We start from the raw sequence: 17700 nt of genomic DNA, 5'->3' as shown, positions 1-17700 counted from the left end.
CGATTCGGCCCCCGCCGGGGCGCCCCGCCCCTACCCTGAGGGGCAGCGCCGGTGGGGGCCGGCGCCGTTCAGGGGGCGAGGCCCGCCGGGTACGGCGCCGTGAGCGGGGTATCCATCCACGCACGGCGGCGGCCGTGCCCACGACGGACCCGCCTCCGGCGCCGTCCCGCGCCGGTCCGTTCCTCGACGCATGGGGGTGTCCGTGGCCCGTATCCGGGTCCTGGTGGTGGACGACCACCGGATCTTCGCCGAGTCGCTGGCCGCCGCCCTCGCGGCCGAGCCGGACGTCGACGTCGCCGCGGCGGGCAGCGGCCCGGCGGCCCTGCGCTGTCTGGAGCGCGGCGCGGCGGAGGGGCGCAGGTTCGACGTGCTGCTCGTCGACGCCGAGCTGGGCGCGGGCCCGCCCGGGGCGGCCCCGGCCCGCGCGGTGCCCGACGACGGCGCGGTCGACGGGATCTCCCTGGTGGCGGGGGTGCGCCGGGTCCAGCCCGCCGTCCGCACCGTCGTCCTCGCGGAGAAGGACGATCCGCACCGGGCCGCGCTCGCCCTCCAGGCCGGGGCGTCGGGCTGGGTCGCGAAGGACTGTTCGCTCCAGCGGCTGCTGGCGGTGGTGCGGGGGGTCCTGCGGGACGAGACGCACCTGCCGCCCGCCCTGCTCACGGGCGTCCTGCGGGAGCTGACGGCGGCCCGCAGGCACCGCACGGACAGCGAGCGGCTGGTGGAGTCGCTGACCCCGCGCGAGCGGGAGGTGCTGCGCTGCATGGTCGCGGGCCTGGGCCGCAAGGCGGTCGCCGAGCGCCTCTTCCTGTCCCCGCACACCGTCCGCACCCACATGCAGAACGTGCTGGGGAAGCTGGGCGTGCACTCGACCCTGGCGGCGGTGGCCCTGGCCCGCCGCGCGGGCGTGGGACCCGCGGAACCGCTGCCCGCGGCCGCCGCCTCGGTCGTGCTAGCCGGGGATGTTGTCGAACGGGGCGGTCAACCGGCGTAGCAGGGCGGCCAGTTCGGCGCGCTGGCCGCCGGAGAGCCGGGCCAGGATGGCGCGCTCCTGGGCGAGGAGCCCGGCGAGCGCCTCGTCGGCGCGGTCGCGGCCCTCGGGGGTGAGCCGGACGAGGACCCCGCGCCGGTCGCTGGGGTCGGGGAGCCGCTCGACGAGGCCCTTCTTGGTGAGCCGGTCGATGCGGTTGGTCATGGTCCCGGAGGTGACCAGGGTCTGGGTGAGGAGCTGGCCGGGGGAGAGCTGGTAGGGCGCTCCGGCGCGGCGCAGCGAGGTGAGGACGTCGAACTCCCAGGGCTCCAGCTGGTGCTCGGAGAAGGCGAGCCGACGGGCGCGGTCGAGGTGCCGGGCGAGCCGCGAGACGCGGCTGAGCACCTCGAGCGGTTCCACGTCGAGGTCGGGGCGCTCGCGGCGCCATGCTGCGACCAGTCGGTCGACCTCGTCCTCCATGACGATCAGTGTAGAGGGTCTGTTGACATAAAGTCTCTTCGGGTCAAGTTTCTTTACCTAAAGATTCTTGTCCTCAAGATATATTTCCCCGTGCGGTGGGGAAGGGACCCGGCCGGAACACCGTTCCGTTTCGGCCATTCGTTCCAGCAAGGGGGCTTCGAACATGCATTCCGTGGAATCCGCCGCGCCAACCTGGGATCCGCAGCAGTACCTCCGCCACTCCGGACACCGCGCCCGGCCCTTCCTCGACCTGCTCGCCCGAATACCGCACCTGCCGGCCCAGGACCGGCCCGCCCGCGTCGCCGACCTCGGCTGCGGCCCCGGCAATGTGACGGTCCTCCTCGCCGACCGGTGGACCGACGCGCACATCACCGGGTTCGACCTCTCGCCCGAAATGCTGGAACGGGCCGAAAAGGACTGGGCGGGGACCACCCGGGGAGGCGGCTGGATCGACTTCCGGCGCGCCGACGCGGCCCACTGGGTCCCGGACGAACCCTACGACCTGATCGTCTCCAACGCCGCCCTGCAATGGGTCCCCGATCACCCCGAGTCCTTCGCCTCCTGGATCGACGGGCTCCGCCCCGGCGGCACCCTCGCCTTCCAGGTCCCCGGCAACTTCGTCTCGCCCAGCCACGCCCTGCTCGGCGAACTCTGCGACACCCCCGAGTGGCGCGCCCGCCTCGGCGACCAGGGCCGCCGCTTCGTCCACGTCCTCGACACCGCCGACTACCTCACCCGCCTCACCGACCTCGGCTGCGAGGCGGACGTCTGGGAGACCACGTACTGCCAGCTCCTCCAGGGCGAGGACCCCGTCCTCGACTGGGTCAAGGGCACCGCCCTCCGCCCCGTCCTCACCACCCTCGGCGACGACCGGGAGGCGGTCGACGCCTTCCTCGGCCAGTACCGCGCCCTCCTGCGCGAGGCCTACCCGCCCGGCCCGCACGGGACCGTCTTCCCGTTCCGCCGCATTTTCGCCGTCGCCCGCAAGCCGGCCCGGACGCACGGGGAGGGCTGAACGCGCGGCGCCCCGCACCGGTGTTCCGGTGCGGGGCGCCCGTGGGCAGCGGGCCGCTTACGAGGCGGTGTTGTAGATGCCGAAGCCGTGGCCGATCCTGACCCGCGGCGAGAACGCGCCCGGCGCGGTGTTCAGGTAGCGGTAGAGGTCGCCGTTGGAGGCGATGCCGAGGAGGTCGCCCTTGCCGTCGGCGTTCAGGTCGCCCGGCGCGATCAGCTGGGTGTAGGTGTTCCAGCCGCTGCCGATCTTGACGCGGCCCTTGAAGGGGGAGCCGGCGTTGCCGGTGCCCGCGTACAGGTACAGGTCGCCGCCCGAGGTACGGGCCACGATGTCCGCGCGGCCGTCGCCCGTGTAGTCGCCCGTACCGACGATCTTGTTGTACGCGCCCCAGCCGGAGCCGACCTTGATCCGGGAGGCGAGCGCGGTGCCCGAGCCGTCGCCCCGGTACAGGTAGAGGACGCCGGACTTGTCCCGGCCCAGCAGGTCGGCCTTGCCGTCGCCGGACAGGTCGCCCGGGCCCACGAGCGCGTTGAACGAGCCCCAGCCGCCGCCGAGGTAGTTGCCCGCGACGTAGAGGCCGCCCTGGAAGATCTGCGCGATGTCGGACGTGCCGTCCGTGTCCAGCGTGTACAGGTGCGTGAAGTTGACCCCCGCCCACTCGCCGGGGTCGCTGGCCGGCGAACGCCCGGTGACGTTGCCGGTGGTCGTGCTGCCGTACCAGAACAGCGTTCCGGCCTTGTCCCGCGCCAGGAAGCCCTCCTTGTCGCCGGTCACCGGGATGTTGCCCGCGCCGCCGAACTGCGGGATCCCGTCCCACCCGCCCGTCTCGCCGATCTGGCGGCGGGCCGCGAAGGTGCCGTTGCCCTTGCCGGTGTAGTACCAGAGGGTGCCCTTCTGGTCGCGCGCGACCAGCTCGCCGTTGCCGTCGTTGTTGTCGTCGCCGACGGGGAAGAGCTGGTTGTACGTGCCCCAGCCGCTGCCGATCCGCACCCGCGTCGCGAACGGGCGGGCCTTGTCGCCCCGGCCGGCGTAGGACCACAGGGTGCCGGCGGTGTCGCGGGCGAGCAGGTCGGCCCAGCCGTCGCCGTTGTTGTCGCCGATGCCGAGGAGCTGGTCGTAGGTGTTCCAGCCGTCGCCGACCTTCACGCGCGCGGAGAACGGCGCGTTGCGGTCGCCGGTGGCGTAGTACAGGTACAGGGCGCCGTTGTGGTCGCGGGCCAGCAGGTCCGCGCGGCCGTCGTCGTTCACGTCGCCGGGCGCGAGGATCTTGTTGTAGATCTGCCAGCCGCGGCCCTGCCAGACGTACGACGCGTCGGTGGGCGAGGCGTCCGCGTACAGGGTGAGCGCACCGTGCGTCGAGAGCGTCAGGACCTCGGGACCGCTGGAGTCCCCGTCCTGGTTGCCGATCGGGACGACGTCCTTGACGGGCTCGTAGGTCTCCCCGAGGAAGGGTCCTTCGCTGTACGGGGTGTTGGTGTAGAGGTTGCCGTTCCAGCCGCGGAAGATCAGGTCGCTGTACCCGTCGCCGTCGAAGTCCGACAGCTGCGGAGAGGCGCCGACGCCGTTGGTGCGCCCGGCGTCCGCGCGGGCCGCGCCGGACGTCGGCCGCTCCAGGACCGGCGGCGGGACGAAGTCGCGCGCCGGCTTCTCGACGGACGGACGGGGCGAGGGCCGGTCGGCCGACGCCGGGGTCGCGAGCAGCATGCCCGCGGAGAGGACGAGAGCGGTGCAGGCCGCGAGGCGCGCACGCGTGGAGGACACAGAACGCAAGAGATCCCCCCCAGGGATCAGAATGACGGTGGACCGGGGCGGGGCTCTGCGACACGTCCGCACGCCGAAAGCGCGTGCGGGAGGCGAACACCCTCCCGGTTGTGGCAGGAGCATATCCCGTGGGAACGACAGGGCATCAACGAATACGCCCGGCAACCAGAGACCCCCTCCGACTGCCGGGCCCACCCCTTCTCCGGCCCTTCCCGGCCTCCGGCCCCCCGGCCCGTCGCTCCCCGGTCGCCGCGGCCTCCGGCCCCCCGGCCCGTCGCTCCCCGGTCGCCGCGGCCTCCGGCCCCCCGGCCTCTCGCTCCCCGGTCGCCGCGGCCTCCGGCCCCCGGCCCGCCGCGGCCTCCGGTCCCTTACAGCCCGCCGCGACCCGTCAGCTCTTCCGGTGCCCTATCAGCCGCGGCTTCTGCTCCAGCCCGTCCAGACCGTGCCACGCCAGGTTCACCAGGTGCGCCGCCACCTCCGCCTTCTTCGGACGGCGCACGTCCAGCCACCACTGGCCCGTCAGGGCCACGCTGCCCACCAGCGCCTGCGCGTACAGCGGCGCCAGCTTCGGATCGAACCCCCGCGCCTTGAACTCCAGGCCCAGGATGTCCTCCACCTGCGTGGCGATGTCACTGATCAACGACGCGAACGTGCCCGTCGACTGCGCCACCGGCGAATCCCGGACCAGGATCCGGAAACCGTCCGTGTAGTTCTCGATGTAGTCGAGCAGCGCGAACGCCGCCTGCTCCAGGAGCTCCCGCGGATGCCCCGCCGTCAGCGCCCCCGTCACCCCGTCCAGGAGCTGGCGCATCTCCCGGTCGACCACCACCGCGTACAGCCCCTCCTTGCCCCCGAAGTGCTCGTACACCACCGGCTTGGAGACCCCGGCCTTCGCCGCGATCTCCTCCACCGACGTGCCCTCGAAGCCCTTCGCGGCGAACAGCGTGCGGCCGATGTCGAGCAACTGCTCCCGGCGCTCCGCGCCCGTCATCCGCACCCGGCGCCCGCGCCGGGGCTTCTGCTCTCCGCCGCTGCCGCCACTGCCGCCCGTCCTGCCCTCGATCGCCACGTCTTCCATCATGCCGCGTCTGCGGACACGCCCCGGCGGCGGGCTTCGACGCGGGACTTCGCCGGCCAGCGCACGTCGTACGCCCAGCCCGCCTTCTCGAACCAGCGGATCAGCCGCGCACTGGAGTCGACCTGCCCGCGCAGCACCCCGTGCCGCGCCGACGTCGGGTCCGCGTGGTGCAGGTTGTGCCACGACTCCCCGCAGGACAGGACCGCCAGCCACCACACGTTCCCCGAACGGTCGCGCGACTTGAACGGACGCTTGCCCACCGCGTGACAGATCGAGTTGATCGACCACGTCACGTGGTGCAGCAGTGCCACCCGCACCAGCGAACCCCAGAAGAACGCCGTGAACGCGCCCCACCACGACCACGTCACCAGACCGCCCACCAGCGGCGGGATCGCGAGCGACACCACCGTCCACAGCACGAACTGGCGCGAGATCGCCCGCAGCGCCGGATCCTTGATCAGATCGGGCGCGTACTTGTGCTGCGGCGTCCGCTCCTCGTCGAACATCCAGCCGATGTGCGCCCACCACAGGCCCTTCATCAGCGCCGGAACCGTCTCCCCGAACCGCCACGGCGAATGCGGGTCGCCCTCCGCGTCCGAGAACCTGTGGTGCTTGCGGTGGTCCGCCACCCAGCGCACCAGCGGCCCCTCCACCGCCAGCGACCCCATGACCGCCAGCGCGATCCGCAGCGGCCGCTTCGCCTTGAACGAACCGTGCGTGAAGTACCGGTGGAAACCGATCGTGATCCCGTGGCAGCCGATGAAGTACATCGCCACCATCAGACCGAGGTCCAGCCAGCTCACCCCCCACCCCCACGCCAGCGGCACCGCCGCGAGCAGCGCCACGAACGGCACCACGATGAACAGCGTCAGGGCGATCTGCTCGGCCGACCCCTTCCGGTCACCGCCCAGCGTGGCGAAGGGCAGCGCCCCGGCGCCGTCCGGTCCGTCCGGCGCCTCGGGCGCCGAGGTCATCTCGGGGCTCATGGTCATGGGTCTCCCTGGGGGATGAGGGCAGAAGGGGTGAAGCGCGCGGAAACGCGCACGTGGACGGTCCCGTGGCTACGGCTCCGTAACCTACGCTTCCGTAAGTATGGCAGCGTCCTGGCGCGCGGCAAGTGGGCACAAGAGGGGCCCGGCCGCCACCGGAGGGACGGCCACCTATCCTTGGTGCGTCGGACAGCGCGGTCCGCAAGCCTCCAGAACACCTCCAGACGTGCTCAAACACTGCAAGGAGCCCGCACCTGTGAGCAGTGCCGACCAGACCCCCACCGCCAGCGCCGAGCTGCGCGCCGACATCCGCCGACTGGGCGATCTCCTGGGCGAGACCCTCGTCCGGCAGGAGGGCCACGAACTCCTCGACCTCGTCGAGCGCGTCCGCGGCCTCACCCGCGAGGACGGAGAGGCCGCCGCCGAGCTGCTCCGCGGCGTCGAACTCGAGACGGCCGCCAAGCTCGTACGCGCCTTCTCCACCTACTTCCACCTCGCGAACGTCACCGAACAGGTCCACCGCGGCCGCGAACTGCGCGAGAGGCGCGCCGCCGAGGGCGGCCTCCTCGCCCGCACCGTCGACATGCTCAAGGACGGCGACCCCGAGCACGTCCGCGAGACCGTCAAGAACCTCAACGTGCGACCCGTCTTCACCGCACACCCCACCGAGGCCGCCCGCCGCTCCGTCCTCAACAAGCTGCGCCGGATCGCCGCCCTCCTGGAGACCCCGGTCAGCCAGACCGACCGGCGCCGCACCGACCTGCGCCTCGCCGAGAACATCGACCTCATCTGGCAGACCGACGAACTCCGGGTGGTCCGCCCCGAGCCCGCCGACGAGGCCCGCAACGCCATCTACTACCTCGACGAGCTGCACGCGGGCGCCGTCGGCGACGTCCTGGAGGACCTCGCCGCCGAACTGGAGCGCGTCGGCGTCGAGCTGCCCCCCGGCACCCGCCCCCTCACCTTCGGCACCTGGATCGGCGGCGACCGCGACGGCAACCCCAACGTCACCCCCCAGGTCACCCGCGACATCCTGATCCTCCAGCACGAGCACGGCATCACCGACGCCCTCGAACTGGTCGACTTCCTCCGCGGACTCCTCTCCAACTCCATCCGCTACACCGGAGCCACCCCGGAACTCCTGGACTCCCTCCGGCGCGACCTCGACCTCCTCCCGGAGATCAGCCCCCGCTACAAGCGCCTCAACGCCGAGGAGCCCTACCGCCTCAAGGCCACCTGCGTCCGGCAGAAGCTCGTCAACACCCGCGAGCGCCTCGCCACCGGCACCGCCCACCAGGAGGGCCGCGACTACCTCGGCACCGCCGAGCTGATCGACGACCTCACCCTCATCCAGACCTCGCTGCGCGAACACCGCGGCGCGCTCTTCGCCGACGGGCGCATGGACCGGGTCATCCGCACCCTCTCCGCCTTCGGCCTCCAGCTCGCCACCATGGACGTCCGCGAGCACGCCGAGGCCCACCACCACGCCCTCGGCCAGCTCTTCGACCGCCTCGGCGAGGAGTCCTGGCGGTACGCCGACATGCCCCGCGACTACCGGCAGAAGCTCCTCGCCAAGGAGCTGCGCTCCCGCCGCCCCCTCGCCCCCACCCCGGCCCCCCTCGACGCCCCCGGACAGAAGACCCTCGGCGTCTTCCACACCGTCAAGGAAGCCTTCGAGCGCTTCGGCCCCGAGGTCATCGAGTCCTACATCATCTCGATGTGCCAGGGCGCCGACGACGTCTTCGCCGCCGCCGTCCTCGCCCGCGAGGCCGGCCTGATCGACCTGCACGCCGGCTGGGCCAAGATCGGCATCGTGCCGCTCCTGGAGACCACCGACGAGCTCAAGGCCGCCGACGTCATCCTCGACGCCATGCTCGCCGACCCCTCCTACCGGCGCCTCGTCTCCCTCCGCGGCGACGTCCAGGAGGTCATGCTCGGCTACTCCGACTCCTCCAAGTTCGGCGGCATCACCACCTCCCAGTGGGAGATCCACCGCGCCCAGCGGCGCCTGCGCGACGTCGCCCACCGCTACGGCGTCCGCCTCCGCCTCTTCCACGGCCGCGGCGGCACCGTCGGCCGCGGCGGCGGCCCCTCCCACGACGCGATCCTCGCCCAGCCCTGGGGCACCCTGGAGGGCGAGATCAAGGTCACCGAACAGGGCGAGGTCATCTCCGACAAGTACCTCATCCCGTCCCTCGCCCGCGAGAACCTCGAACTGACCGTCGCCGCCACCCTGCAGGCCTCCGCCCTGCACACCGCGCCGCGCCAGTCCGACGAGGCCCTCGCCCGCTGGGACGCGGCCATGGACACCGTCTCCGACGCCGCCCACACCGCCTACCGCAAGCTCGTCGAGGACCCCGGCCTGCCGGCGTACTTCCTCGCCTCCACCCCCGTCGACCAGCTCGCCGACCTGCACCTGGGCTCACGGCCCTCCCGCCGCCCCGGCTCCGGCGTCTCCCTCGACGGACTCCGCGCCATCCCCTGGGTCTTCGGCTGGACCCAGTCCCGCCAGATCGTCCCCGGCTGGTTCGGCGTCGGCTCCGGCCTCAAGGCCCTGCGCGAGGCCGGACTCGACCCCGTCCTCGGCGAGATGTACGAGCACTGGCACTTCTTCCGCAACTTCCTCTCCAACGTGGAGATGACGCTCGCGAAGACCGACCTGCGCATCGCCCGCCACTACGTCGACACCCTGGTCCCCGACGACCTCAAGCACGTCTTCGACGCCATCGAGGCCGAGCACGAGCTGACCGTCGCCGAGGTCCTCAAGGTCACCGGCGGCGAGAAGCTCCTGGACTCCAACCCGGTCCTCCAGCAGACCTTCGCCATCCGCGACGCCTACCTGGACCCGATCTCCTACCTCCAGGTCGCCCTCCTCGCCCGCCAGCGCGCCGCCGCCGAACGCGGCGAGGACCCGGACCCGCTCCTCGCCCGGGCCCTGCTCCTCACCGTCAACGGCGTGGCCGCCGGCCTCCGCAACACCGGCTGACCCCACCCGCACGGACACGGCGAAGCCCCCGCCGGGAGAGATCCCGACGGGGGCTTCCCCGTACGTACGGCTCAGAGCGCGAAGAACGTCGCCACCAGCAGCCCCGCGCCGAGCCCCGCGAGCGACCACGCCGTCCGCGGCAGCCGCAGCCCCCCGCCCACCAGCGGCGCCGCGAGCAGCAGCGCCCCGCCCAACGGCAGCCAGGCGTGCAACCCGCCGCCCCAGCCCGTCCGCACGCCCTCGTCCGTACCCGGCTTCACCACCACCGGAATCGTCATCCCCGGCCCCGCCGCCACCGAACGCCCTATCGACAGCGTCCGGCGCTCCGAGCCCGGCACCCCCGGGACGTAACGCCCGCTGCACGCGTCCTCGCCGCAGGCCGTCACCGTCAGCGTCCCGTGCTCGCGCCCCTTGCCCAGCAGCACGTGCTGGGCCGAGGCCCACGAGGCCCACACGCCCGCGACGACGAGGAGCAGGGCGACCAGGACCATGGCGGCGTTACGGACGTGCGTCATGACCCGCGATCGTACAGTCGTACGTCCGTATGGCAGGCCTCAGGAGTCGTACGCCGGCCTCAGGAGTTGTACGCCGACTGCGCCCGCTCCAGACCCTCCGCCACCAGACACTCCACCGCGTCCGCCGCCCGGTCCACGAACCAGTCCAGGTCCTTGCGCTCCGTCGACGAGAAGTCCTTCAGGACGAAGTCCGCCACCTGCATCCGGCCCGGCGGACGCCCGATCCCGCACCGCACCCGGTGGTAGTCGGCCCCCATCGCCTTCGTCATCGACTTCAGACCGTTGTGCCCGTTGTCCCCGCCGCCCAGCTTCAGCCGCAGCACCCCGTAATCGACGTCCAGCTCGTCGTGGACCGCCACCACGCGCGCCGTCGGCACCTTGTAGAAGTCGCGCAGCGCCGTCACCGGACCGCCCGACAGGTTCATGTACGACATCGGCTTCGCCAGGACCACCCGGCGGCTCGCAGGCCCGGGCGGACCCATCCGGCCCTCCACGACCTGCGCCTGCGCCTTCTGCGCCCGCTTGAACGAGCCGCGCATCCGCTCCGCGAGCAGGTCCACGACCATGAAGCCGATGTTGTGGCGGTTGGCCGCGTACTCCGGCCCCGGGTTGCCGAGGCCGACGATCAGCCAGGGGGCGTTGGCGTCGTCCGTCATGTGCGTCAGGTCTCCTCGTATCCGTAACCCGTACATCCGTACCCGTACAGGAGAAACGGGGTGACGGGCCGCACGGCCCGTCACCCCGTCACGTCAGGCAGAGCCTACGGCTCAGGCCTCGTCGCCCTCGGCGGCGGCCTCGACGGCCTCGCCCTCGGCGGCCTCGGTGCCCTCGGCGGCCGGCTCCTCGGCCTGCGCGGCCAGGACCTGCAGGACGACGGCGTCGGCGTCGGTCACCAGGGTGGTGCCCTTCGGCAGCTCGATGTCCTTGGCGAGGACGGAGGCACCGGCCTCCAGGCCCTCGACGGAGACCGAGAAGGACTCGGGCAGGTGGGTGGCCTCGGCCTCGACGGAGAGCGTGTTCAGCACGTGCTCCAGCAGGTTGCCACCGGCGGCCAGCTCGCCCTCGGCCTGGACCGGAACCTCGACGGTGACCTTCTCGCCGCGCTTCACCAGGATCAGGTCGACGTGCTCCAGGAAGCCCTTCAGCGGGTCGCGCTGCACGGCCTTCGGGATCGCCAGCTCCTGGCCCTTGCCGTCGATGTCGAGCGCGAGCAGGACGTTCGGCGTACGCAGGGCGAGCAGCAGCTCGTGGCCCGGGAGGGTCAGGTGGACCGGGTCCGTGCCGTGGCCGTAGAGGACGACGGGAACCTTGTTGTCACGGCGGATCTTGCGGGCGGCGCCCTTGCCGAACTCCGAACGGACGGAGGCGGCGATCTTGACCTCGGACATGTGGCACTCCTCGTAGAAGGTGACGGAAGACGAAGTCACCCGGCCACGACTGGCGATGGCCTGCTACGAAGAGCGCGTCGATAACGGACCGCCGTGACCCTCAACGGGCACGGCCTCCCTCGCCGAGCAACCCCGGCAGTCTACCCGCCGCCCCCGAACCGCCCAAATGGATCAGCGGGAGCACGGGAAAGGGCCGCCTCCCCAAGGGGAAACGGCCCTTCCACCACTTCTGCTTCTCCGAGGCTCAGTGCTCCTCGAAGAGGCTCGTCACCGAACCGTCCTCGAACACCTCGCGCACCGCGCGCGCGATCGTCGGCGCGATCGAAAGCACCGTGATCTTGTCCAGCTCCAGGGCACCCGGAACCGGCAGCGTGTCCGTGAACACGAACTCGCTCACCTTCGAGTTCTTCAGACGATCGGCCGCCGGACCCGACAGGATGCCGTGCGTCGCCGTCACGATCACGTCCTCGGCACCGTGCGCGAACAGGGCGTCCGCCGCCGCGCAGATCGTGCCGCCCGTGTCGACCATGTCGTCCACCAGGACGCACACACGGCCCTTCACGTCACCGACGACCTCGTGCACCGTCACCTGGTTCGCGACGTCCTTGTCGCGCCGCTTGTGCACGATCGCGAGCGGCGCGTCCAGACGGTCGCACCAGCGGTCGGCGACCCGCACGCGGCCCGCGTCCGGGGAGACGATCGTCAGCTTCGAACGGTCCACCTTCGCACCCACGTAGTCCGCGAGCACCGGCAGCGCCGACAGGTGGTCCACCGGACCGTCGAAGAAGCCCTGGATCTGGTCCGTGTGCAGGTCCACGGTCAGGATCCGGTGCGCACCCGCCGTCTTCAGCAGGTCCGCCACCAGACGCGCCGAGATCGGCTCGCGACCGCGGTGCTTCTTGTCCTGACGGGCGTAGCCGTACGACGGGATGATCACGGTGATGCTCCGGGCCGAGGCCCGCTTCAGAGCATCGATCATGATCAACTGCTCCATGATCCACTTGTTGATCGGAGCCGTGTGGCTCTGGATCAGGAAGCAGTCCGCACCACGGGCCGACTCCTGGAAGCGGACGTAGATCTCACCGTTGGCGAAGTCGAACGCCTTGGTGGGAACGAGGCCGACGCCCAACTGGTACGCCACCTCCTCGGCCAGCTCGGGGTGGGCGCGGCCGGAGAAGAGCATCAGCTTCTTCTCGCCGGTCGTCTTGATCCCGGTCACAGCACTGTCTCCTCAGACGTGTTCCCTGGCCGCGATCCCCGCGCTCCCGTGCGCGTGAGCGAACCAGCCGAATTTGTGTGCACGTATCACGGTACGCCGAGTTCGACGCACCTGTTTCCGGTCAGCTTTCGACCGCGGACCCCTCCGAGCCGACCTGAGCGGCCTGCGCGGCAGCGCTGCCGGGCCGCTTCCGGGCGACCCAACCCTCGATATTCCGCTGCTGGCCCCGGGCCACGGCCAGCGCACCGGCCGGCACGTCCTTCGTGATCACGGACCCGGCCGCCGTGTAGGCACCGTCCCCGATCGTGACCGGAGCCACAAACATGTTGTCCGAGCCCGTCTTGCAGTGGGACCCGATCGTGGTGTGGTGCTTCGCCTCGCCGTCGTAGTTCACGAAGACGCTCGCCGCGCCGATGTTCGTGTACTCGCCGATCGTCGCGTCACCCACGTACGACAGGTGGGGCACCTTGGTGCCCTCGCCGATCGTCGCGTTCTTCATCTCGACGTACGTACCCGCCTTGGCCTTCGCGCCCAGGTTCGTCCCCGGACGCAGGTACGCGTACGGGCCCACCGAGGCGCCCGCGCCCACCGTGGCCGAATCCGCCACCGTGTTGTCCACCCGGGCGCCCGCGCCGACGACGGTGTCCTTCAGGCGCGTGTTCGGGCCCACCACGGCGTCCTCGCCGACGTGCGTGGCACCGAGGAGCTGCGTACCCGGCAGGAGTACCGCGTCCGGCTCGAAGGTCACCGTCACGTCCACGAACACCGACGCCGGGTCGACGACCGTCACGCCGGCCAGCATCGCGCGCTCCAGGAGCCGCCGGTTCAGCAGGCCGCGGGCCTCCGCCAGCTGCACCCGGTTGTTGATCCCCAGGATCTCGCGGTGGTCGGCGGCCACGGAGGCGCCCACCCGGTGACCCGCCTCGCGCAGGATCGACAGCACGTCGGTGAGGTACTCCTCGCCCTGGCTGTTGTCCGTCCGCACCTGGCCCAGGGCCTCGGCGAGCAGCTTCCCGTCGAACGCGAAGACGCCGGAGTTGATCTCCCTGATCGCGCGCTGCTCGTCGGAGGCGTCCTTGTGCTCGACGATCTCCGTCACCGCGCCGGTCGCCGCGTCCCGCACGATCCGCCCGTACCCGGTGGAGTCGGGGACCTCGGCGCTCAGCACGGTGACGGCGTTGCCGTCGGCCGCGTGGGTGTCCGCCAGGGCGCGCAGGGTCCCGCCGGAGAGCAGCGGGGTGTCGCCGCAGACGACCACGACGGTCCCCTCGGGCGCCTCGCCCAGCTCCTCCAGGGCCATGCGCACCGCGTGCCCGGTGCCGTTCTGCTCCTCCTGGACGGCGGTGCGGGTGCCGGCGTAGTGCTCCTCCAGGTGCCCCCGCACCTGCTCCCGGGCGTGCCCGACGACCACGACGAGGTGCTCGGGCTCCAGCTCCCGGGCCGCGGACACGACGTGCCCGACGAGCGAACGCCCGGCGATCTCGTGCAGGACCTTGGGGGTCTTCGACTTCATGCGGGTGCCCTCACCCGCTGCGAGGACGACGACGGCTGCCGGGCTGTTGGCGCTCACGGGAATGCCCTTCGGCTTTGGGTGGTGGACGCACGAAGGATACCGGGGGGTCGTGGGGCGGACATGAGCGCGGGTCCTGACCGTGGAGGTCAGGACCCGAACCTGTGGGCTCCCGGGGGAGGACTCGAACCCCCATATGGAGAACCAAAATCTCCCGTCTTGCCCTTAGACGACCCGGGATTACCGCTATGTCCGATTCTTGTGATCGGGTGCGGTAGCCGCCCCTACTATGCCGTACCAGGCGCCTTCGATGCGACGGTACAGATCGACGCTCCCCAGGATTTGGATCACGAGGCAGCCGTGATAGCCGACGTCCACGTTCTTCCGGTTGGTCCGGGGGTTGTGGCGCTTGACGGTCGTCTTGTTGAAGGCGGAGGGGTCGGCGCCGACGAGGTCGCCCCAGTACCGCTCGGCCTCGGCCGCGTCGGCGGTCTCGTGGATCATCACGCAGTACCTCCGGCGCTCGGGCTCGACCCCGAGGAGGTCGAGCCAGGCGGTGAAGACCCGGATCATGCCGGGGTCGCTGTTCACGAACACCACGCGTTCCCGGCGGTCGTACGGCTTGTCCTTCGAGCCCTCCGCCCAGTAGAGCCCCACGCCCAGCAGGAAGAGCTCACGCTCCGACAGGGCTCCGGTCTCCTCGGCGGCCGTGCGCTTGGTGGCCTCCCGTTCCTCCTCGCGCCGCCGCAGGGTCGCCTCCCAGCCCCGCCGGGCGATCGCGGACGCCTCCTCCGGGGACCGTTTCCGTTCCGGCTTCGGCAGGTCCCGGACCCATAGCGAGATCGAGCTCTTCGAGCAGCCCAGTTCGACCTGGATCCGGTCGTACGTCCAGCCCTCCAGGCGCAGCTCGCGGGCGCGGGTGCGCAGGTCGTCCTTGGCGTTCGGGCGCCTGGTCCACTCCGGCGGGGGCTCGCCTTCGAGGAGGCGGTTGAGGAGGTCGTTGTTGTCGACGTGGAGGCGGTCCCGGATCTGGCGGCGGCTGAGGCCCTCGCGGCGGAGGGCGATCGCCTGCTCGCGCAGGTTCTCGAAGTCCGCGTACTTGCTCGTGGCGGATGTCATACGAACACCGTCGTCCGGAATCCGGACGTCCGGGTCGAAAACTCTGACGATTCAACAGTTCGAGGGACTGGTGTGCGCAGCGTTGACGGGAGGCGTGGCGGGGGCGGGGGCGCCCGTAGGGTGGTGGGCATGACCGTAACGGGGGCAGACCGGGACGCCGCGGGCGTCGGGGGCCGGTGGTGGGGGAGACGGCGGAGCGCCGTTCTCGACGTGGGGCTCGGGGTCGTGTCCGCACTGGAGTGCGGGCTCGAAGGGGTCGGGTTCGCGGAGAAGGCCGTGCTGCCCGTGCCGCTGGGCGTGGTGTTCGGACTGCTCGTCGGCTCCGTGCTCGTCGTGCGCCGCCGCTGGCCCATCGCCGTCGTCCTCGTGTCGATCGCCGTCGCGCCCGCCGAGATGGGCTTCCTGATGGGGATCGTCGGTCTCTACACGCTCGCCGCCTCCGACGTGCCGCGCCGGATCACGGTCGTCCTGGCCGGGATGTCGACGACGGCGGTGTTCATCGTGACGGTGGTCTCGTTGCGGCAGGACATCGCCCGGGCCGAGCTGGAGACGAGCACGTGGTACGTGCCGGGCATGGCGCTCCTGCTGACCCTCGGGCTCAACGCGCCGCCGCTGCTCCTCGGCCTCTACATAGGGGCCCGCCGCCGGCTCATGGAGAGCCTGCGGGAGCGGGCCGACAGCCTGGAGCAGGAGCTGTCGCTCCTCGCGGACCGGGCCGAACAGCAGGCCCAGTGGGCGCGGCAGGAGGAGCGGACCCGGATCGCGCGCGAGATGCACGACGTGGTGGCGCACCGGGTGTCGCTGATGGTGGTGCACGCGGCCGCGCTCCAGGCGGTGGCCCTGAAGGACCCGCAGAAGGCCGTGAAGAACGCGGCGCTCGTCGGTGACATGGGCCGGCAGGCGCTGACGGAGCTGCGGGAGATGCTGGGCGTGCTGCGGGAGGGGGCCGTGCCCGCCGCCCCCGCGCCGGTGCCGCTGGCCGCGGTCGGGCGGGCGGCCGCCGCCGCCGCGGAGGCCGCGGCCGAGGACGGGCCGTGTCTGGACGCCCTGGAGGCGCTGTGCGAGCAGTCGCGGCTCGCGGGGACGGTCGTGGAGCTGGTGGTGATGGGGGAGGTGCGCGCGTATCCGCCGGAGGTGGAGCGGACGGCGTACCGGGTGGTGCAGGAGGCCCTGACCAACGTCCACAAGCACGCGGTGGGCGCCGAGGTCGTGGTGCGTCTGGCGCACCGGGGGTCGGAGGTCGCGATGCAGGTGGAGAACGGTCCGTGTCCGTCGGACGCGGGGGCCGCCGACGCGGGTCTGCCGAGCGGGGGCAACGGGCTCGTGGGGATGCGGGAGCGGGTGTCGCGGCTGGGCGGCGCGTTCGTGTCCGGTCCGACGGACGCGGGCGGTTTCAAGGTGTCGGCGGTGCTGCCGGCCGCCTCCGGCCTTGAAGCCGCCGGGGCTTAGGGGCCCTCGTGCGCCCTACCCCGCCGTCAGGCGTGTCGGCTGTGCTCCGGTGATCAGGGTCGAGAGGGCCGCGTCGATGTCCTTGCCGAGGTACCAGTCGCCCGCGTGGTCGAGGCTGTAGACGCGGCCTTCGGCGTCCATGGCGAGGACCGCCTGGTGGTCGCCCTCCTCTCCGAGGGGGGCGAGTTCGGTCTCCAGGGCGCGGCCGAGGTCCGCGAGGGTGCGGGAGAGGTGGAGGCCGGCGAGGGGGTCGAAGCGGACGGCGGCGGGCGCTATCTGCCGGCCGTGGCCGGGCGCGGTGACGCGCAGGCCGCCGAACTCCGCCCAGGCCTCGACGACGGCGGGGAAGACGTTGTGCCGGTGGCCGGCGGGGGAGACGTGGGCGCGCAGGGCGTCGGCCCACTCCTCGGCGCGTTTGATGTCCCAGCGGCCGGGCTGCCAGCCGGCCTCGCGGAGGGCGGCGTCGACGTTGACCGGGAACCGGGTGGTGCTGTGGTCGGGCATGGGGTGCGGTCAGCCGTTCTCGACGGGTGTGGTGGGGTCGACGGCGCGGACGCCGAAGTGGGCGAGCATCGCCGTGCAGGAGCGGCAGGGCGGTGCGTAGCTTCCGTGCAGCGGGTCGCCGTCCTCGCGGATGTGCCGTGCGGTGAGCTTGGCGTGCTTGAGGGAGCGGCGGGCCTCGCCGTGGGTGAGCGGTTTGCGCTGGGCGCGTTTGGAGCGTCCGCCCTCGGTGGCGGCGAGGTGGCGGGAGAGCAGGATGGCCTCGGGACATCGTCCGGTGAACCGTTCCCGCTGGCCGCTGGTGAGGGTGTCCAGGAAGTCCTGGACGAGCGGGTGGAGGGCGGGCGGGCGGTCGCCGCGGCCCGCGGTGCCGGTGAGGGTCTCGCCGCGTACGGAGAGGGCGGCGCCCACGGTGGGGAGGATTCCGTCGCGGCGGTGACGCAGTAAGGGTGCGCGGCCGGCCTCGGCGCTGCTGCTCCAGTTGAGGCGTGGGTCACCCTGTGTGGGCGTCGGTGCTGCGTGCATGGTGCTGGTCTTCCCCTCCTGCAATTCCCCCGAGTTGCGGGGACAGCCTGCCAAATAGGGAGCCATATGGGGAAGCTGGGGCGGCGTAAGGCGTCGTCGGTGTGTCGGAATCATGGTGTGCCTGTCATGGGGTCGTGACGTTTGGTCACCGTCGGATCGGGCCGGTTCGGCCTCTTGTGGCAGCGCATAGGCTGTGCG

The 17700-nt window shown here is 71.9% G+C and carries 16 protein-coding genes and 1 tRNA gene; 4 read left to right on the top strand and 13 right to left on the bottom strand.

All coding sequences use genetic code 11. The annotated features are described in order from the left end of the window. Positions 1-202 precede the first annotated feature (202 nt). Positions 203-991, top strand: a complete 789-nt coding sequence (locus tag ACIP5O_RS19580; protein WP_401294884.1) for a LuxR C-terminal-related transcriptional regulator — start codon at positions 203-205, stop codon at positions 989-991. Here the strand turns inward: ACIP5O_RS19580 and ACIP5O_RS19575 are convergent. After that, on the bottom strand, positions 950-1447 hold the full coding sequence (locus ACIP5O_RS19575) for a MarR family transcriptional regulator (RefSeq protein WP_356544035.1): 498 nt from the start codon (positions 1445-1447) through the stop codon (positions 950-952). The genes ACIP5O_RS19580 and ACIP5O_RS19575 overlap by 42 nt on opposite strands. A gap of 163 nt (positions 1448-1610) precedes the next feature. Here ACIP5O_RS19575 and ACIP5O_RS19570 point away from each other — a divergent pair, with 163 nt between their 5' ends. Then, complete coding sequence (locus tag ACIP5O_RS19570; protein WP_401294882.1) at positions 1611-2462, top strand: trans-aconitate 2-methyltransferase; 852 nt, start codon at positions 1611-1613, stop codon at positions 2460-2462. Positions 2463-2519: 57 nt separating this feature from the next. On the opposite strand, the gene ACIP5O_RS19565 is transcribed toward ACIP5O_RS19570, so the two are convergent. The 3 genes from ACIP5O_RS19565 to ACIP5O_RS19555 form a co-directional block, all read right to left on the bottom strand. Continuing rightward, the gene (locus ACIP5O_RS19565) at positions 2520-4223 is read right to left on the bottom strand and encodes an FG-GAP repeat domain-containing protein (RefSeq protein WP_401294880.1); all 1704 of its coding nucleotides are present in this window, start codon (positions 4221-4223) and stop codon (positions 2520-2522) included. Between the two features lie 388 nt (positions 4224-4611). After that, positions 4612-5301, bottom strand: a complete 690-nt coding sequence (locus tag ACIP5O_RS19560; RefSeq protein ID WP_366377239.1) for a TetR/AcrR family transcriptional regulator — start codon at positions 5299-5301, stop codon at positions 4612-4614. Further along, the gene (locus ACIP5O_RS19555; protein WP_401294878.1) at positions 5301-6293 is read right to left on the bottom strand and encodes an acyl-CoA desaturase; all 993 of its coding nucleotides are present in this window, start codon (positions 6291-6293) and stop codon (positions 5301-5303) included. The genes ACIP5O_RS19560 and ACIP5O_RS19555 overlap by 1 nt, the downstream gene beginning before the upstream one ends. Positions 6294-6546: 253 nt before the next feature. Between ACIP5O_RS19555 and ppc the strand changes: the two genes are divergently transcribed. Beyond that, positions 6547-9276, top strand: coding sequence for a phosphoenolpyruvate carboxylase (ppc, locus tag ACIP5O_RS19550; RefSeq protein WP_401294876.1), 2730 nt, complete (start codon positions 6547-6549; stop codon positions 9274-9276). A gap of 71 nt (positions 9277-9347) precedes the next feature. Here the strand turns inward: ppc and ACIP5O_RS19545 are convergent, their stop codons facing one another. The 7 genes from ACIP5O_RS19545 to ACIP5O_RS19515 form a co-directional block, all read right to left on the bottom strand. Further along, positions 9348-9791 carry a hypothetical protein gene (locus tag ACIP5O_RS19545; RefSeq protein WP_401294874.1) on the bottom strand — a complete coding sequence of 148 codons (444 nt, stop codon included), beginning with the start codon at positions 9789-9791 and terminating at the stop codon, positions 9348-9350. A 59-nt stretch (positions 9792-9850) separates the two neighbouring features. After that, a complete protein-coding gene (pth, locus tag ACIP5O_RS19540) occupies positions 9851-10447 on the bottom strand; it encodes an aminoacyl-tRNA hydrolase (RefSeq protein ID WP_401294873.1) in 597 nt (198 codons plus the stop codon). Between the two features lie 111 nt (positions 10448-10558). Continuing rightward, a complete protein-coding gene (locus ACIP5O_RS19535; RefSeq protein ID WP_401294871.1) occupies positions 10559-11179 on the bottom strand; it encodes a 50S ribosomal protein L25/general stress protein Ctc in 621 nt (206 codons plus the stop codon). 244 nt (positions 11180-11423) lie between these two features. Then, on the bottom strand, positions 11424-12398 hold the full coding sequence (locus ACIP5O_RS19530) for a ribose-phosphate diphosphokinase (protein WP_365545013.1): 975 nt from the start codon (positions 12396-12398) through the stop codon (positions 11424-11426). Positions 12399-12519: 121 nt separating this feature from the next. Next, a complete protein-coding gene (gene glmU, locus ACIP5O_RS19525; RefSeq protein ID WP_401294869.1) occupies positions 12520-13968 on the bottom strand; it encodes a bifunctional UDP-N-acetylglucosamine diphosphorylase/glucosamine-1-phosphate N-acetyltransferase GlmU in 1449 nt (482 codons plus the stop codon). 109 nt (positions 13969-14077) lie between these two features. After that, positions 14078-14148 (bottom strand) — tRNA-Gln (locus tag ACIP5O_RS19520). Between the two features lie 6 nt (positions 14149-14154). Beyond that, on the bottom strand, positions 14155-15027 hold the full coding sequence (locus tag ACIP5O_RS19515; RefSeq protein WP_401294867.1) for a hypothetical protein: 873 nt from the start codon (positions 15025-15027) through the stop codon (positions 14155-14157). A 129-nt stretch (positions 15028-15156) separates the two neighbouring features. Here ACIP5O_RS19515 and ACIP5O_RS19510 point away from each other — a divergent pair, with 129 nt between their 5' ends. After that, complete coding sequence (locus ACIP5O_RS19510; protein ID WP_401294865.1) at positions 15157-16476, top strand: sensor histidine kinase; 1320 nt, start codon at positions 15157-15159, stop codon at positions 16474-16476. Positions 16477-16491: 15 nt separating this feature from the next. Here the strand turns inward: ACIP5O_RS19510 and ACIP5O_RS19505 are convergent, their stop codons facing one another. Both ACIP5O_RS19505 and ACIP5O_RS19500 read right to left on the bottom strand, forming a co-directional pair. Then, positions 16492-16980: an SUKH-3 domain-containing protein gene (locus tag ACIP5O_RS19505; protein ID WP_401294863.1), complete on the bottom strand. Its 489-nt coding sequence runs from the start codon at positions 16978-16980 to the stop codon at positions 16492-16494. Between the two features lie 9 nt (positions 16981-16989). After that, complete coding sequence (locus ACIP5O_RS19500; protein ID WP_401294861.1) at positions 16990-17502, bottom strand: YwqJ-related putative deaminase; 513 nt, start codon at positions 17500-17502, stop codon at positions 16990-16992. Positions 17503-17700: the final 198 nt, after the last annotated feature.

This window comes from Streptomyces sp. NPDC088915, assembly GCF_044749825.1.
Classification (GTDB): Bacteria; Actinomycetota; Actinomycetes; order Streptomycetales; family Streptomycetaceae; genus Streptomyces.
This window is presented reverse-complemented; position numbering and strand designations above follow the sequence as displayed.

Excerpts from the sequence above, each read along its gene's own strand:
- ACIP5O_RS19555 (WP_401294878.1), bottom strand. The coding sequence starts at position 6,293 with ATGACCATGAGCCCCGAGATGACCTCGGCGCCCGAGGCGCCGGACGGA.
- ACIP5O_RS19560 (WP_366377239.1), bottom strand. The coding sequence starts at position 5,301 with ATGGAAGACGTGGCGATCGAGGGCAGGACGGGCGGCAGTGGCGGCAGC.
- ACIP5O_RS19545 (WP_401294874.1), bottom strand. The coding sequence starts at position 9,791 with ATGACGCACGTCCGTAACGCCGCCATGGTCCTGGTCGCCCTGCTCCTC.
- ACIP5O_RS19510 (WP_401294865.1), top strand. The coding sequence starts at position 15,157 with ATGACCGTAACGGGGGCAGACCGGGACGCCGCGGGCGTCGGGGGCCGG.
- ACIP5O_RS19575 (WP_356544035.1), bottom strand. The coding sequence starts at position 1,447 with ATGGAGGACGAGGTCGACCGACTGGTCGCAGCATGGCGCCGCGAGCGC.
- ACIP5O_RS19505 (WP_401294863.1), bottom strand. The coding sequence starts at position 16,980 with ATGCCCGACCACAGCACCACCCGGTTCCCGGTCAACGTCGACGCCGCC.
- ACIP5O_RS19570 (WP_401294882.1), top strand. The coding sequence starts at position 1,611 with ATGCATTCCGTGGAATCCGCCGCGCCAACCTGGGATCCGCAGCAGTAC.
- ACIP5O_RS19515 (WP_401294867.1), bottom strand. The coding sequence starts at position 15,027 with ATGACATCCGCCACGAGCAAGTACGCGGACTTCGAGAACCTGCGCGAG.
- ACIP5O_RS19500 (WP_401294861.1), bottom strand. The coding sequence starts at position 17,502 with ATGCACGCAGCACCGACGCCCACACAGGGTGACCCACGCCTCAACTGG.
- ACIP5O_RS19535 (WP_401294871.1), bottom strand. The coding sequence starts at position 11,179 with ATGTCCGAGGTCAAGATCGCCGCCTCCGTCCGTTCGGAGTTCGGCAAG.
- pth (WP_401294873.1), bottom strand. The coding sequence starts at position 10,447 with ATGACGGACGACGCCAACGCCCCCTGGCTGATCGTCGGCCTCGGCAAC.